Source organism: Cellulosimicrobium cellulans (genome assembly GCF_016907755.1).
In the GTDB taxonomy this organism is placed as follows: domain Bacteria; phylum Actinomycetota; class Actinomycetes; order Actinomycetales; family Cellulomonadaceae; genus Cellulosimicrobium; species Cellulosimicrobium cellulans_D.
The window spans coordinates 4,384,300-4,397,860 of sequence record NZ_JAFBCN010000001.1 but is presented as its reverse complement, the minus strand read 5'-3'; the positions used below and the strand labels follow the sequence as shown (position 1 = coordinate 4,397,860).

Annotated in this window: 15 protein-coding genes; 12 read left to right on the top strand and 3 right to left on the bottom strand. The window is 76.2% G+C overall.

Annotated features, from left to right (window positions below; genetic code table 11):
• The first annotated feature begins 118 nt into the window (after positions 1-118).
• From JOE63_RS18960 to JOE63_RS18950, 3 genes are read left to right on the top strand one after another with little or no spacing between them, the layout of a single operon-like run.
• Positions 119-853, top strand: a complete 735-nt coding sequence (locus JOE63_RS18960; RefSeq protein ID WP_087469918.1) for a hypothetical protein — start codon at positions 119-121, stop codon at positions 851-853.
• Positions 850-1,332 (top strand): thioredoxin family protein, encoded by a 483-nt coding sequence (locus JOE63_RS18955; RefSeq protein ID WP_204543041.1) that lies wholly within the window; start codon positions 850-852, stop codon positions 1,330-1,332. Before JOE63_RS18960 ends, JOE63_RS18955 begins: the two co-directional genes overlap by 4 nt.
• Positions 1,333-1,370: 38 nt before the next feature.
• A complete protein-coding gene (locus tag JOE63_RS18950) occupies positions 1,371-1,853 on the top strand; it encodes a DUF4395 domain-containing protein (protein ID WP_087469916.1) in 483 nt (160 codons plus the stop codon).
• 21 nt (positions 1,854-1,874) lie between these two features.
• On the opposite strand, the gene JOE63_RS18945 is transcribed toward JOE63_RS18950, so the two are convergent.
• Positions 1,875-2,270 (bottom strand): DsrE family protein, encoded by a 396-nt coding sequence (locus JOE63_RS18945; RefSeq protein WP_244286266.1) that lies wholly within the window; start codon positions 2,268-2,270, stop codon positions 1,875-1,877.
• Between the two features lie 261 nt (positions 2,271-2,531).
• Between JOE63_RS18945 and JOE63_RS18940 the strand changes: the two genes are divergently transcribed.
• The 8 genes from JOE63_RS18940 to dtd all read left to right on the top strand — a co-directional run bounded on the left by JOE63_RS18940 (position 2,532) and on the right by dtd (position 8,110).
• Positions 2,532-3,128: an FABP family protein gene (locus tag JOE63_RS18940; protein ID WP_087469915.1), complete on the top strand. Its 597-nt coding sequence runs from the start codon at positions 2,532-2,534 to the stop codon at positions 3,126-3,128.
• A 62-nt stretch (positions 3,129-3,190) separates the two neighbouring features.
• On the top strand, positions 3,191-4,333 hold the full coding sequence (gene ygfZ / locus JOE63_RS18935) for a CAF17-like 4Fe-4S cluster assembly/insertion protein YgfZ (RefSeq protein ID WP_307840233.1): 1,143 nt from the start codon (positions 3,191-3,193) through the stop codon (positions 4,331-4,333).
• The gene (locus JOE63_RS18930) at positions 4,330-5,466 is read left to right on the top strand and encodes an FUSC family protein (RefSeq protein WP_204543039.1); all 1,137 of its coding nucleotides are present in this window, start codon (positions 4,330-4,332) and stop codon (positions 5,464-5,466) included. The genes ygfZ and JOE63_RS18930 overlap by 4 nt, the downstream gene beginning before the upstream one ends.
• A gap of 80 nt (positions 5,467-5,546) precedes the next feature.
• Entirely contained in the window at positions 5,547-5,861 is a 315-nt protein-coding gene (locus JOE63_RS18925; protein ID WP_087469913.1) for a type II toxin-antitoxin system Phd/YefM family antitoxin, read from the top strand.
• Between the two features lie 7 nt (positions 5,862-5,868).
• Positions 5,869-6,306: a type II toxin-antitoxin system VapC family toxin gene (locus tag JOE63_RS18920; protein ID WP_087472542.1), complete on the top strand. Its 438-nt coding sequence runs from the start codon at positions 5,869-5,871 to the stop codon at positions 6,304-6,306.
• Between the two features lie 10 nt (positions 6,307-6,316).
• Complete coding sequence (locus tag JOE63_RS18915; RefSeq protein WP_307840232.1) at positions 6,317-6,649, top strand: DUF2516 family protein; 333 nt, start codon at positions 6,317-6,319, stop codon at positions 6,647-6,649.
• Positions 6,650-6,656: 7 nt separating this feature from the next.
• Positions 6,657-7,673 carry an asparaginase gene (locus JOE63_RS18910; RefSeq protein WP_204543037.1) on the top strand — a complete coding sequence of 339 codons (1,017 nt, stop codon included), beginning with the start codon at positions 6,657-6,659 and terminating at the stop codon, positions 7,671-7,673.
• Positions 7,670-8,110, top strand: a complete 441-nt coding sequence (dtd, locus tag JOE63_RS18905; protein WP_204543035.1) for a D-aminoacyl-tRNA deacylase — start codon at positions 7,670-7,672, stop codon at positions 8,108-8,110. Before JOE63_RS18910 ends, dtd begins: the two co-directional genes overlap by 4 nt.
• 478 nt (positions 8,111-8,588) lie before the next feature.
• Here the strand turns inward: dtd and JOE63_RS18900 are convergent, their stop codons facing one another.
• Positions 8,589-9,620, bottom strand: a complete 1,032-nt coding sequence (locus JOE63_RS18900; RefSeq protein WP_087469911.1) for a CorA family divalent cation transporter — start codon at positions 9,618-9,620, stop codon at positions 8,589-8,591.
• Entirely contained in the window at positions 9,620-9,811 is a 192-nt protein-coding gene (locus JOE63_RS18895) for a hypothetical protein (RefSeq protein ID WP_087469910.1), read from the bottom strand. The genes JOE63_RS18900 and JOE63_RS18895 overlap by 1 nt, the downstream gene beginning before the upstream one ends.
• Positions 9,812-10,323: 512 nt before the next feature.
• Here JOE63_RS18895 and JOE63_RS18890 point away from each other — a divergent pair.
• Positions 10,324-13,386, top strand: coding sequence for a LuxR C-terminal-related transcriptional regulator (locus tag JOE63_RS18890; RefSeq protein WP_204543033.1), 3,063 nt, complete (start codon positions 10,324-10,326; stop codon positions 13,384-13,386).
• Positions 13,387-13,561 lie beyond the last annotated feature (175 nt).

The window sequence follows — 13,561 nt, the reverse complement described above, 5'->3', positions numbered from 1 at the left end:
GTCTCACGGGCGCGCGTGCCGGGGCCGGTAGGCGGTCCGGCGGGAGACTCTGCGACACTCTGAGGCGTGCTGCACGACCCGACGCCCTCCCGCGACCCCCGAACGGGGCGCTGACCGCGTGGACCTCTCGACCCGGGCCGTCGTCACGGCGTGCCTCGCCGCAGGCATCGCCGTGGCCGCGTTCTTCGGCCCGCTCCCGCTCGCCGCGGCGTCGGGGGCGCTGGCCCTGATCGTCGCGATCGGGTGGCCGCGCCTGCTCGACATCCCCGTCCACGGCGGGACGCGCGTCGTCATCGCGATCGCCGGGCTCGGCGCCGTGGGCGCGACCTACGCGACGCACGGCGAGCCGGCGCTGCGGCACCTGCCCGTGGTGCTCGCGCTCGCCGTGGTGCTCGCGTTCGTCGCCGAGCTCCTGCGGCGCGACGGGCGACCGCGCCTGGTCGAGTCGCTCATCGGGACCGTGAGCGGGATCGTCGTCGCGACGTCGTGCGCGGGCTGGATCGCGACGGGCCGCACGGACGCGGGCGAGTCCCTGGTCGTGACGTGCGCGGTGGCGCTGGCCGTCGCGTCGGCGGTCTCCGCGCTTCCGCTGGGCGGGTGGACCAACGCGGCGCTCACGCTCGGTCTCGCGATCGCCGCGGGCGGGGCCGTCGGGTACGTCATGCCCGACCTCGACCTGCTGAGCGGCGTCTGGTCCGGCGTCGTCGCGGGCCTGCTCGTCGCATCGCTCCACGCGCTCTTCGACCAGCTCCCGGAGCTGCGGGGCCGCCTCGGTGCGTTCTCCGCGACGGCGCTCCCGGTCGCGGTCGGCGGGACGCTGATCTTCGTCGTCGGCCGGGTGATCGTGGGATGACGCCGTCGGTGCTCCCCGGTGTCCTCCTCGGGGCGACGCTGCTCGCGACGCTCGCGCTCGGCGTGTGGTGGCAGCGGCGTCAGGGGGTCGTGCGGGCGGCGCGCACGACGTCGGCCCGAGCCTCTGCGGACCACGGCGCCGCGCCCTTCGACTGGCCCGCCCACGGTGTCGTGCTGGGCGCCCGCGGCACGTTCGTCCAGTTCTCGGCGGAGCTGTGCGCGCCGTGCCGGGCGACCGCGCGCGTCCTGGGCGAGGTGAGCGCGGCGCACGACGACGTGACGCATCGTGAGATGGACGTCGACGACCACCTCGACCTGGTGCGAGCATTCGGCATACTGCGCACGCCGACCGTCCTCGTGCTCGACGCGGAGGGTCGGGAGGTCGCCCGCGCGAGCGGGGGGATGAACCGCGCCCAGGCGCTCGGGGCGCTCGCCGTCGCGGACGCGGGAGCGGCCTCCGCGACCGCGCACGACGCCTGACCCACGCCGTCCCCGACGGCCGGACCGGAGGAGACCGCATGAGCGACCAGGCTGGCCGAGGCGACGCCACGACGGAGCGCGGGCCCGCGCCCGCCGGCATCGACCCGCGCGGCCCGCGCGCGGGGGCCGGCATCACGGCGCTGCTGCTCGCCGTCGTGATCCTCCTGTGGACGTCGCCCGCGGCGCTCGTGCTGCTCGCGGTCGTCGCGGCGAGCTTCCTGCTCGGGGCCCTGCGGGGTGCGCAGGGCACGTGGCAGGCCTGGGTCTACCGGGTGGCCATCCTTCCGCGCATCGGTCCGACGGCGGAGCGCGAGGACCCGAGACCGCCGCGGTTCGCGCAGGTGGTCGGCCTCGTCATCACCGGGGCCGGGGTCGTGCTGGGCCTGCTGGGCGTCGAGGCGGCCGTCCCGGCCGCGGCGGCGCTCGCGCTCGTGGCCGCCGTCCTCAACGCGGCGTTCGGCCTGTGCCTGGGCTGCGAGCTGTACCTGCTGCTGCGGCGGGTCGCGCCGGCGCGCTCCTGACCCGGACGGCGGGCGACCGCGTCAGTAGACGAGGGCCTGCGCGCCCTCGCGCAGCGCCTCCTCGACGAACACCGCCGCGCCCGCGATCCGCACGCCGGGGAGCACGTCGTCGGCCGTGATGCCGCGGCGCGCGGCGCACTGCGTGCACACGGTGAGGGTGCCGGCGGCGAGCACGGCGTCGAGCAGGTCGGGCAGCGGGGCCGCGTGCTCCAGCTCGAGCTCGGCCGCCCGCCCGGGCAGACCGAACCACGCGGCCTCGCCCGTGAGCCACACGCTCACCTCGACGCCCGCGGCGACCGCTGCGGCGGCGACGGTGAACGCCTGGTTGGCGGCCTCGGGCCGGTCGAGCCCGGACGTGGCCTTGACGACGAGCGAGCGCTGGCGGAGGGCCGCGCGGGGCGGCACGGTGTCGGTCACGCGGCCGAGCGTAGCCCCCTCCCGTCGGCGTCTCCCGGGTCGCACCACGGCGCCCTCGCCCGGCCGGTAGGATCGGGCGCATGAGTCCGCACACTCTCGAGCTGATCTTCCTCGGCCTGCTCATCGCGGCGACGGTCACCATCACGTGGTTCGCGGGGTACGTCGTCTACAAGCTCTACCGGGGCCAGCGCTGACGCTGCCGCGCGGGGCGAGCCCCGGCGCGGGCACGTCGCCCCGCCCGACTCCGAGAGGTGGTCGCTGATGCCGTTCGAGTTCCCCGAGGGGCTCGCGCCCGAGGTCTACCCGCTCGCCTGGCTCGTCGGGAGCTGGCGCGGCGAGGGGGTGGTCAAGTACCCGGGCATCGAGGAGACCCCGTTCGTCCACGACGTCGTGTTCGACCACGACGGCGGCCCGTACCTGCGCTACGAGTCGACGCTGCGCGTCCTCGAGGCCGAGGTCCCGGAGACCGTCCCCGACGAGGGGGCGTGGCCCGAGCGTGACGCCGCGACGCTGGACGTCGCGGCGGCCGACGCGCCCGTGTGGTCCACCGAGACGGGCTACTGGCGCGTGTCCACCGACCGCCCCGACGGGCTCGAGGACGACCGGCACCCGCTCGAGGTGCTGGTCGCCGACCCCGCGGGTCGCGTGTCCGTGTACCTCGGCGCGGTCGGCAACGGCCGTGTGGACCTGGCGAGCGACCTCATCGCGCGCACGTCCACGGCGTCGGAGGTCACGGCCTCGAAGCGGCTGTACGGGTTCGTCGAGGGCCAGCTCCTGTGGGTCTGGGAATTGGCGGCCTTCGGTGAGCCGTTGCAGTCGTACGCGTCCGCGAAGCTGACCCGGCGCCCGTCGGCCTGACCGCCCGGCCCTCGGGCGAGCACGCCAGCAGGCCCGGACGCGCCGACCAAGGAGGACCACCCGTGACCACCGGCTACACCAGCCCGCTCCTGTCCCGCCACGGTGCGGTGCCCGCGACCGGCCCCGACGAGGGCGTCGCGTGGCACTACGGCGACCCGACGGGGGAGCAGCGTGCCCTGCGCACGGGCGGCGCCGTCGTCGACCAGTCGCACCTGGGCGTCGTCACCGTCACGGGCCCGGACCGCCTGAGCTGGCTGCACTCCATCACGTCGCAGGACCTCACGGCGCTCGCCCCGCGGACCTCCACCGAGCTGCTCGTGCTCTCGCCGCAGGGCCACGTCGAGCACGCCGCGTCCGTCGTCGACGACGGCGAGACGACGTGGCTCGTCACCGAGCGCTCGCACGCCGCGGACCTCGCCGCGTGGCTCGACCGCATGAAGTTCATGCTCCGCGTCGAGATCGCCGACGCGACCGACGACTGGGCGGCGCTCGGCGAGCCCGTCGACGCCGAGGGCGCGGAGGGCGAGCCGGTCACGTGGCGCGACCCGTGGCCGCGCGTCATCGGCGGCGGCACGCGCTACGGCCCGCCCGCGGACGAGCACCCGGGGCGGGAGCGGCCGTGGCGGCTCGTGCTGGTGCCGCGGACGGAGCTGGCCGACGCCGTCGCGGCGCGCGAGGCGGCGGGCTGGCGGCTCGTGGGTACGTGGGCGAGCGAGGCCGCGCGCGTCGAGGCGTGGCGGCCGCGGCTCGCGACCGAGGTCGACCACCGGTCCATCCCGCACGAGACCGACTGGCTGCGCACCTCCGTCCACATGCACAAGGGCTGCTACCGGGGCCAGGAGACGATCGCGCGCGTGCACAACCTCGGGCGCCCCCCGCGCCGGGTCGTGATGCTGCACCTCGACGGCTCGGGGCACCTGCTGCCCGTGCCGGGCGCCGACGTCACGCTCGACGGGCGGTCCGTCGGCGCCGTGACGTCGGTCGCGCGCCACCACGAGCTCGGCCCGATCGCGCTCGCCGTCCTCAAGCGCAGCGTGCCCGAGGACGCCGAGCTCCTCGTCGACTGCGACGGCGGCGCGATCTCCGCGGCGCAGGAGGTCGTGGTGCCGGGCGAGGGCGTCTCGGTCGACCGCCCCGCCCCGCGCGGCCCCGTCGGCCGGGGGATCACGCCCCGCGGCGAGGGCGCGCCGACGAGCATGCTGTGACCGCGGGGCCGGCGTCGGGCCCCGGTGCGGTCGACGTCGCCCGCACCGCGTGGCGCCGGCTCCTCCTCCGGGCCCGGATCCGCCAGGGCGCCTCGCGCGTCCGCGTGGCGCTGTGGCCCATCCTCCAGGCGTCGGCCGCCGCCGGTCTCGCGTTCGGCATCGCTCGGTACGGGCTGGGCCACACGGCTCCCTTCTTCGCGCCGGTCTCCGCGTGGATCTGCCTCGGGTTCAGCCAGGACCGCCAGCTCCGCCGCGTCCTCGAGCTCGCGGTCGGGGTCGCGATCGGGGTCGGCCTCGGCGACCTCGTGGTCCACGCGATCGGGTCCGGGTGGTGGCAGGTCGCCGTAGTGCTCGCCGTCTCCGCGCTCGCGGCCCGCTTCATCGACCGCGGCGCGATGCTCACGACGCAGGCCGGGGTGCAGGCGATCGTCATCGTCGGGCTCCCGGCCGCGCAGGCGGGCGGCCCGCTCGGACGGTGGACGGACGCGCTCGTGGGCGGCGCCGTCGCGCTCGCGGTCGCCGCCCTCACCCCGGGCGACCCGCGCCGGCGTCCCCGGCTGCTGGGTGCCGAGGCGACGACGGAGCTCGCCGCCGTCCTCGACGTCCTCGCGCGCGGGCTGCGCGGGCGCGACCGCGCCGACCTCGAGGCGGCGCTCGTCAAGGGCCGCGCGTCCGAGGGCGCGCTCGAGGACTGGCAGTCGTCGGCGTCGTCGGCGCGCGAGCTCGCGCGCGTGAGCGCGGCCGGCCTGCGGCACCGGGACGAGCTCGGCGGGCTCGAGCGCCAGGCGGTCCTCGTGGACCGGGCGATGCGCAGCGTGCGCGTCCTGGCGCGGCGCGCGATGCCGGTCGCGGGCGGGCCGGACGAGCGTGCTCTCGACGACGTCGCGGACCTCGTCGCCCGGTTCGGCGCCGGGGTGCACGTGCTCGCCGAGGCGGTCGGCGCCGGTCGTGACCCGGCCGTGGCGCGCGAGGTCCTCCTCGAGGTCGCGCACAGCGCCGACCCGCACGCGCTCGGCGACGGCGACTGGCAGGTGCAGTCCCTCGTCATGCTCGTGCGGTCGCCCATCGTCGACCTCCTGGAGGCGGCCGGGGCGACGCCGCAGCAGGCGCGCGACGCCCTCCCCGAGCTCTGAGCGGGCGAACCCGGCCCCCTCGGGCGAACGGGACGTTCTTCACCCTGCACAGCGGCGCCCCGGGCCGGTACCGTCGGGGCATGGAGGTCCCCGTCAGCGCCCTGCGCGCCGAGCTCAAGTCGTGGATCGAGCGGGCCAGGGAGGGCGAGGAGGTCGTCATCACCGAGCGCGGCGTCCCCGTCGCCCGGCTGACGGGCGTCGCGACGGCGGACCTGGTCACCGAGCTCGTGCGCGACGGCGTGCTGGTCCCGCCGGCGGGCGAGCGCCCGGTCCACGCGGTCCCCGCGGACGCCGGCACGCGGACGGAGGGCGCGGACGGGGTGCGACCGTCCGACGGCGCCCGTGGCGGTCGCGGGGGCGGCGTCGCCGCGCTCGTGCGCCGGATCCGGCGCTGAGGCCCCGATGGCCCTGGTCTACTTCGACGCGAGCGCCCTCGTGAAGCTCTGCGTCCCCGAGGCGGGCTCCGCGCTGGCGAGCCGCCTGTGGAACCGGGCGGACGTCGTCGTGACGAGCCGCCTCGCCGACGTCGAGGTGCGGGCGGCCCTCGCCGCGGGCGCCCGCGGCGGCGTGCTCGACGGCCCGGGCCACGCGCGCGCCCTCGGCGCGTGGGACGAGCTGTACCCCGCGCTGCACGTGGTCGAGGTCTCCGGCGAGGTCGCCGACCGCGCGTCGGCGCTCGTCGCGGCCGGTGCGCTGCGCAGCAACGACGCGGTGCACGTGGCGAGCGCTCTCGCCGTCGCGCACGACGACACGATCGTGGCGGCCTGGGACCCGCACGTGGTGACCGCCGCGCGGTCGGTCGGGCTGCGGGTGGTGCCGTGGCCGCTCGCCAGACCGTAGGCTCGTGCCCGTGGGAATCATCGGGTCGCTCCAGTGGATCGTCTTCTTCGTGCTCATGCTCGTCGTGTTCGTGACGGAGCTCGTCGCGCTCGTCGACGCGATCCGACGTCCCGCGAGCGCGTTCACGGCCGAGGGCAAGCTGACCAAGCCGATCTGGCTCGCGATCCTCGGCGTCGCGGCAGCCCTCGGATTCGTCTCGCTGCCGCCGATGAGCGTCGGGGGCTTCTTCGGGGTCATCGGCGTGGTCGCGGCGATCGTCTACCTCGTGGACGTGCGTCCCCGGCTCCTGCCGTACGGCAACGGCCGCGGCAACGGGTCGTCCGGCCGCCCCGGCGGCTGGTGACGCGCCGGTGACCGGGCACGTCCGGGGCGGGATCGAGCGCGCCGCCGTCCCGCTCGCCGAGGTCGTCCGGGGTGACCTCGTGGAGTCGGTCCACGCCGGGCACCTCGTCCTGCTGGGCGATGACCGCGGGCCGGTCCTGGAGCGTGGCGACGCCGACGCCGTGATCTGGCCGCGGTCGAGCGTCAAGCCGTTCCAGGCCGTCGCGATGCTGCGGCACGGGCTCGTCCTCCCGCCGCGTCTCCTCGCGCTCGCCGCGGCGAGCCACAACGGGGAGCCGGAGCACCTCGCCGGGGTCCGGGAGATCCTCGAGGGCGTCGGGCTCGACGAGTCGGCGCTGCAGAACACGCCCGACATGCCGCTCCACCCGCCCGCCGCGTTCGCGTGGCAGCGCGAGGGCCACGGGCCGTCGTCGATCACGCAGAACTGCTCCGGCAAGCACGCGGCGATGCTCGCGACGTGCGTCGCCGCCGGCTGGGACACCGCCACCTACCTGGACGTCGACCACCCGCTGCAGGTCGCGGTCCGTGAGACCGTCGCCCAGGCGACCAGCGTGCCGGTCGAGCACGTGACCGTCGACGGGTGCGGGGCGCCGCTCTTCTCCACGACCGTGCGCGGCCTCGCGCGCGCGTTCGGGCGGCTCGCGGCCGCCCCGGAGCGCGACCCGCGCTCGCCGGAGGCGCACGTCGCCCGCGCGATGGCGGCGTTCCCGGAGATGGTCGGCGGGACGGGCCGGGACGCGACGCTCGCGATGCGCGCGGTGCCGGGCCTGGTCGCCAAGGACGGCGCGGACGGCGTCTACGGTGCCGGACTGCCCGACGGCAGCGCGCTCGCCTTCAAGGTGCTCGACGGCGGCTCCCGCCCGCGGCCCGCGGTGCTCGCCGCCGCGCTCCGGCGCCTCGGCGCGCTCGGCGTGGCAGGGGCCGACGACGCGGCGCTGACCGCGCTCGGCGACGTGCCCGTGCTCGGCGCGGGTCGCCCGGTGGGGTCGGTGCGCGCGGTGCTCGACACGGAGCGACACGCGTGAGGGCCGTCCTGCAGCGCGTCTCGCGCGCGAGCGTGAGCGTGGTGTCCGAGGACGGCACGACGGAGGTCGTGGGAGCGATCGACCGTCCGGGCGTGCTCGCGCTCGTCGGCGTGACCCACGACGACGGCGACACGCAGGTCGAGACGATCGCGCGCAAGATCGCAGAGCTCCGGATCCTCGCGGGGGAGCGCTCGGTGCAGGACGAGGGCGCTCCCGTGCTGGTCGTCAGCCAGTTCACGCTCTACGCCGACACGAAGAAGGGCCGCCGACCCTCGTGGAACGGCGCGGCGCCCGGTCCCGTCGCGGAGCCCTTGGTCGAGGCGGTCGTGGCGCGGCTGCGCGAGCGCGGGATCGAGGTCGCGACCGGGCGGTTCGGGGCGCACATGGCCGTGGAGCTCGTCAACGACGGCCCGGTCACGCTGATCCTCGAGGCCTGATGCACCTCCCGCAGAGCGTCGCGTGAGACAGAGCCGTGGTTGTTCGAGGTAGAGCCGTGGTTACCGTGTCGACGGCGTGTGGTCGGGTTGGGTGGTCGGGGTGGGTGGTGGTGCCGCGTCTACCATCCGCCGCTCGTTCCTCGCGGCTCCCGCCAGGCCCGCCACGACGCGGCACCACCACCCACCCCGCCCGGCGTCGTCTCGCCCTGGTCGGCGCTCACCTCGGGCGACTGCACGCGGTGTCGGTTCACCGAGCATGTTCCCACTGCCGCATTCGGTCGCCGCGTGGGACGGTCGCACCAGCTCCGCGCCGCGGACCCGACTTGCGGGCTTGAGGCCCGAGCCCGCGCCGCGGGCCCGACCCCGCGGGCTTGAGGCCCGAGCGTGCGCCGTGGACCCGACCCCGCGGGCTTGAGGCCCGAGCGTGCGCCGTGGACCCGACCCCGCGGGCTTGAGACGCGAGCGCGCGCCGCTGAGGTCAGCGGAGCCAGCCGCGGCGCTTGATGTAGGCGAGCGGGATGACGGCTGCCACGAGGGTGAGCAGGACCGTGAGCGTGAAGCCGTACGGGCGGTCGAGCTCGGGCATGTGCGTGAAGTTCATGCCGTAGAACGACGCGATGAGCGTCGGCGGCAGGAAGACGGCCGTGATGATCGTGAAGACCTTGACGATCTGGGCCTGCTTGACGTCGAGCGAGGTCATGATCGCCTGCTGCAGGTACCGCACCTTGTCGTGCTCGAAGCTCGCGTGCTGCTTCACCCCGTCGACGTCCGCGACCAGGGTCTCGACCAGTCCCGCGAGCACGGGGTCCGAGTCGGCGATCTCGCTGCGCAGGTGCCGCGCGGCGCGGGCGAGCGAGAGCTGGGACTCCTGGGCGCGCGAGACGATCTCCTCCGCGCGGTTCATGCGGGTGATGGTGTCCTGCATGTCGCTCACCCCGATCTCCCGGCCGCGGGAGTCGACGCCGCGCGTCGCCTCGTCGATCTCGTCGGACATGTCCTCGAGGAGGTCGCTCGCGTACGACACGACCCGGTCGGCCGCCTCGTTGAGCGCGTACAGCAGCGAGTACGCGACGCCGTAGGAGGAGGCGATGAGCCACGGGGTGCGCCGCATGCGTGCGATCGCCTTGTCGAAGACGCCGTAGTGGCGCTGCGGCTGGGCGGTCACGACGACGTCGGGGGAGAGGGCGAGCACGATCCGCTCGTAGACGACCCGGTCGCCGTCGCGCCGCGTGGCGGTCACGGGGAGGTAGACGTGGGCGTCCGTCTCCCAGACCCGACCCCCGGCGGCGGCGAAGTCGACGCCGTGCTCGGCAGCGCGGGCCGTCGCGTCGGGGTCGCCCACGCCGACCTGGACCCAGCGGGAGCGCAGGACGCGGGGGTCGAACCGGGGGGCGCCGGTGCCGTGCGCGCGGGCGTGCAGGTCCAGCCCGCCGCGCGCGGGCGCGGGGAGGGCGCGGTCGACGCGCGCCGCGGCGGCGAGGCTCGTGGGCTCGGGCAGCGTCGTCGTCATCAGACACCCCCGGCGGTGACGTGGGCGAGCAGCAGCGCGACGCAGATGAACACGTACAGGCCGACGGTGAAGGAGATCGACTGGCGTTCCAGGTTCGGTCGGCGGGCGCGGCGTCGGTCGTCGCGCGCGTCCCGCAGGGGGAGGCGTGCGGGGCGGGTCCGGGTCTCGGTGGCTGGCGAGCGCTGGGTCATGGTGGTCGTCCTTCTCGGCGGGCCGACGACCACGGGCGAGCGCCACCGGGTGGGTGGCGCGTGCGGGTGGGTCGGCGGGTGCGTCAGCGGGTGGTCCTGCGGCGCGCACGACGGCGCGCGCGGTGCGCACTGGCGACCTCCCCGCGCGGGGGCGACGGCCGGTCGAGGGAGTCCTCGAGGGTGCTCGCGGACTCAGGCGACGGGCTGCGGGCCACGGAGGGTGAGCGCGCAGTGCGCGGTTCTATGACTGCTGCCGTCCGGCATGGGGCTCACCTCGCTCTCGTGGCGGCGGCGCCGTGGGCGCCGCACCCGGGTCGGGGCGCACGAGAACCGTGGCCGCGACGGGGATCGAGGCCAGGCTAGCCCTCCCACCCAGGAGGGGCAAGCGCCGTCGGCCCAGGTGGCGGTCGTGTGACGACCGGGAAACGATGTGGTGATCCCTTGTTTACGGAGGGTTGTTAACATTTCATCCGGTCGACGGGCGAAGAAGCCCCCGGACGGAGGGTCCCGACATGTCAGAACAGCACGACTACCTGGTTCCCGAGCCGCACCGTCGCGCGGACACGCGGTCCGCGCGACGGCTCGAGCGGCTCTCCTCCCGCGCGCAGGAGATCGACCGCGCGCTCGCCGCCGTGAGCGAGGGCAAGGGCGGCCTCGTCTGGACGGCGGAGCGCGGCATGGGGGCGAGCGCGACGCTCGAGCTCGTGTGCGAGGCCGTCGCGACGTCCACCTTCGCGCGCCCGACGCTCACCCTGCGGTGTCGCCCGCCCGCGGGTGCTCCCGCGCCGGGCTCCGCGGTCGTGTCGCTGGTGTCGCAGGTGTCGCAGCTCGCAGGCGGCGTCGTCCCCGAGCGCCTCACGCGCGTCCTCGAGCCCGTCGACCCCGGCTTCGGGTACCTCCCCGAGGTCGCGGCGGTCGCGCTCGCCGAGCTCCTCCTGGAGTCGTTCGACGGCGCGACGGTCGTCCTCGTGGCCGACGACCTGCACCTCCAGGACGAGCTCAGCAGGGCGGTCCTCGCGAGCCTCGTCGCGCAGCGGCACGCGCCGGTCGTGCTCCTCGGGACGGCGACCGCGGGCGAGCTCGACCCGTCCTCGGGGCCGTTCGAGCTCCGCGCCGTCCCGCCCCTCGCGGCGGCAGACGCCCTGCACCTGCTGCTCGTCGAGCGTCGGCTCGCCGTCGCGCCGCACGTCGCGGCGCGCCTCGCGGGGCTCCTCGGCGGCAACGCCGCGGCGCTCACGCAGACGGCGGCGCTGCTCACGCCCGAGCAGCTCTCCGGGGGGTCGATCCTCCCGGACCCGTTGCCGGCCGTCCCCGCCGTGCGCTCCCTCTTCGCCGACCGTCTCGCCGCCCTCAGCGAGGGCGAGCGGCACGCGCTCCTCGTCGCGGCCGTGGCCGTCGTCGACCGGACCGAGCTGCTGCTGTCGGCGACCGGCCTCGCGATGGACGAGGTGCTCGACGGTCCGCTCGCCGAGCACCTCGCGCTCGTGGGTGGCCGCTTCGCGTTCGTCGACCCGCGCCTGCGGTCCCTGGTCCACGCGGACGCGCGGCTCGCCGAGCGCACGACGGCGCACGTCGCGCTCGCCGAGGCGCACCGCCGCGCCGGTGAGGACGACGTCTCGGTGTGGCACTCGGCGCTCGCGACGCTCGTCGGCGACCCGGCGCTCGTCCCGGGGCTGCTGCGGATCGCGCGGCGGCACCTGGACCGCGGGGACGTCGTCTGGGCGCACGAGGTCGCCCGGGAGGCGGCGAGCCAGGCCGCGACCGAGCACCGCGCCGAGGCGTTCGCGATCGCGGGTGTCGCCGCGCTGCGGTCGGGCCACGTGCAGGACGCGGCGGACTGGTTGCGCAAGGCGTCGCGCAGCGGCGACGACGCGCTGCGGGCGCGGACGCTCGGGCCGCTCGTCGCCGCGCTGACGCTCGCCGAGGGCCAGGTCCCCGACGACGTGCTCTCGCCCTACCTGCGCGGCGGGCAGCCCGACGACCTGGCGCCGGACGCGGTGGCGGGGGTCGTGTCGGGCGTGCTCAACGCGGCGCGGCTGCACGCGGAGCGGGGCGACGGCGTGAGCACGTCACAGCTCCTCGACACGGCGACGTTCCTCGCGTCCTGGTGCGACGACGACGAGACGGCGGCGGGGCTCGCGCTCGCACGGTCCTGGGCGGCGGTGTTCGGCGTGGGCGAGCGCGGCGTGGTCCCCGACGTCGACCTCGGGCCCGACCACGAGGCGTCGCTGCAGGTGAGCCGTGCGCTCGCCCTCGCCGCCGACGACCGGCTCGACGACGCGGCGCAGACGCTCGCGAGCGTCGTCGCGTCCCTCGCCCCGGTCCGCGACGGCGGCCGGTGGTTCGACGGCCCGGACGCCGCCCTCACACCGCTCGCGGAGGCGCACGTCCGGCTGGCGCAGTCGCTCGTGCACCTGTGGCGTGGCACCCTGACCCGGGCCGCGGACGAGCTCGCGGAGGCAGCGTTCCGGCTCCCGCTCGGGCTGCCGTTCGCCGGGCTCGGCGTGGCGGCGGCCCGTCGTCTCGACATGATGACCCGGGGCGTCGTGGGCCCGGTGGCGACGGCGCTCGAGGAGACGTGCGCGAGCCCGACGTCCCGCCCGGTGCGGCTCGGGCTCCTCGTGGACCGGGCGATGGGTGCCGCGTTCGCCCACCACGTCACCCAGGCGGCCACGCTGCTGGAGCTCGCGGCGGAGCGTGAGCGTCCCGACAGCGCACGCATGCTCCCGCTGCCGGGGCTGGACGACGTCGAGGCGTGGGTCGTCGCGGGACGCCACGACGCGGCGCAGCGCGCGCTGGCGCGACGGAAGGTGGACGCGAAGGAGCTGCCGCCGTCGCTGCGGTCGGCGACGCTCGTCCGGGCCGACGTGTCCCTGGCCGCGCCCGAGGACCTCACCGTGCCGCTCGAGCGGGCGACACGGGTGAACCGGACCACGGCCTCGCCGTACGAGCACGCGCGGACCGACCTCTGCGCCGCGCGCGCCCTCGTGCGCGCGGGCGAGCTGCAGCGCGCGCACGGCCTCTTCCTGTCCGCGATCGAGCTGTTCGACGACGCGGGGGCGGACGCCTGGACGACGATCGCGCGGGACGAGCACGCCGACGTCGTCCGGCTCCTCGGCGGGCCGGTGACCGACGACGCGCTCGGGTCCCCGATACCGGCGGGGGCGTCCGGGACGGTGGTGGGCGGGGCGCCCGCCGGGTCGTGGGCCGCCGCCGCGCGCGCCGCGGGACTGCACGCGCCGCTGCCCGGGGTGCTCGGTGGGCAGCGGCCGGGCGCCGACCCGACGTCGGTGCCCCGCCCCGTGCCGCCGGACGCGTGCCGGCTCGCGGTGCGCGAGAGCGACGTGTCGGACGAGGCGCTCGCCGAGCTCCGGGGGCGGTGGTCCGACGAGCTCACGGAGCGCGAGCTCGACGTCGCGCTGCTCGTCGTCCAGGGCGCGTCCAACCGGGAGGCGGCGGACCAGCTCTACCTGTCGGTCCGCACGGTGGAGGTGCATCTCGGCCGCGTGTTCCGCAAGCTCGGGGTGCGCTCGCGCGTCGAGCTCACCGTGCTCGCGCACCGCGTCGGGCGCTGAGGGGAATCCACGACTCCCGCAGCAGCGGTACGTATCGCGGGTCCTCGACCGAGGGCGATTCGATGGGTTTCGTCCGTTTCTGGGGGCGTCTGTCCTACGGGGTAACCCTTATGGCACGGGTAAGTTCGCACCATGAACAATGTGGGAAGCGCGGATAACGACACGATGCCCGCGT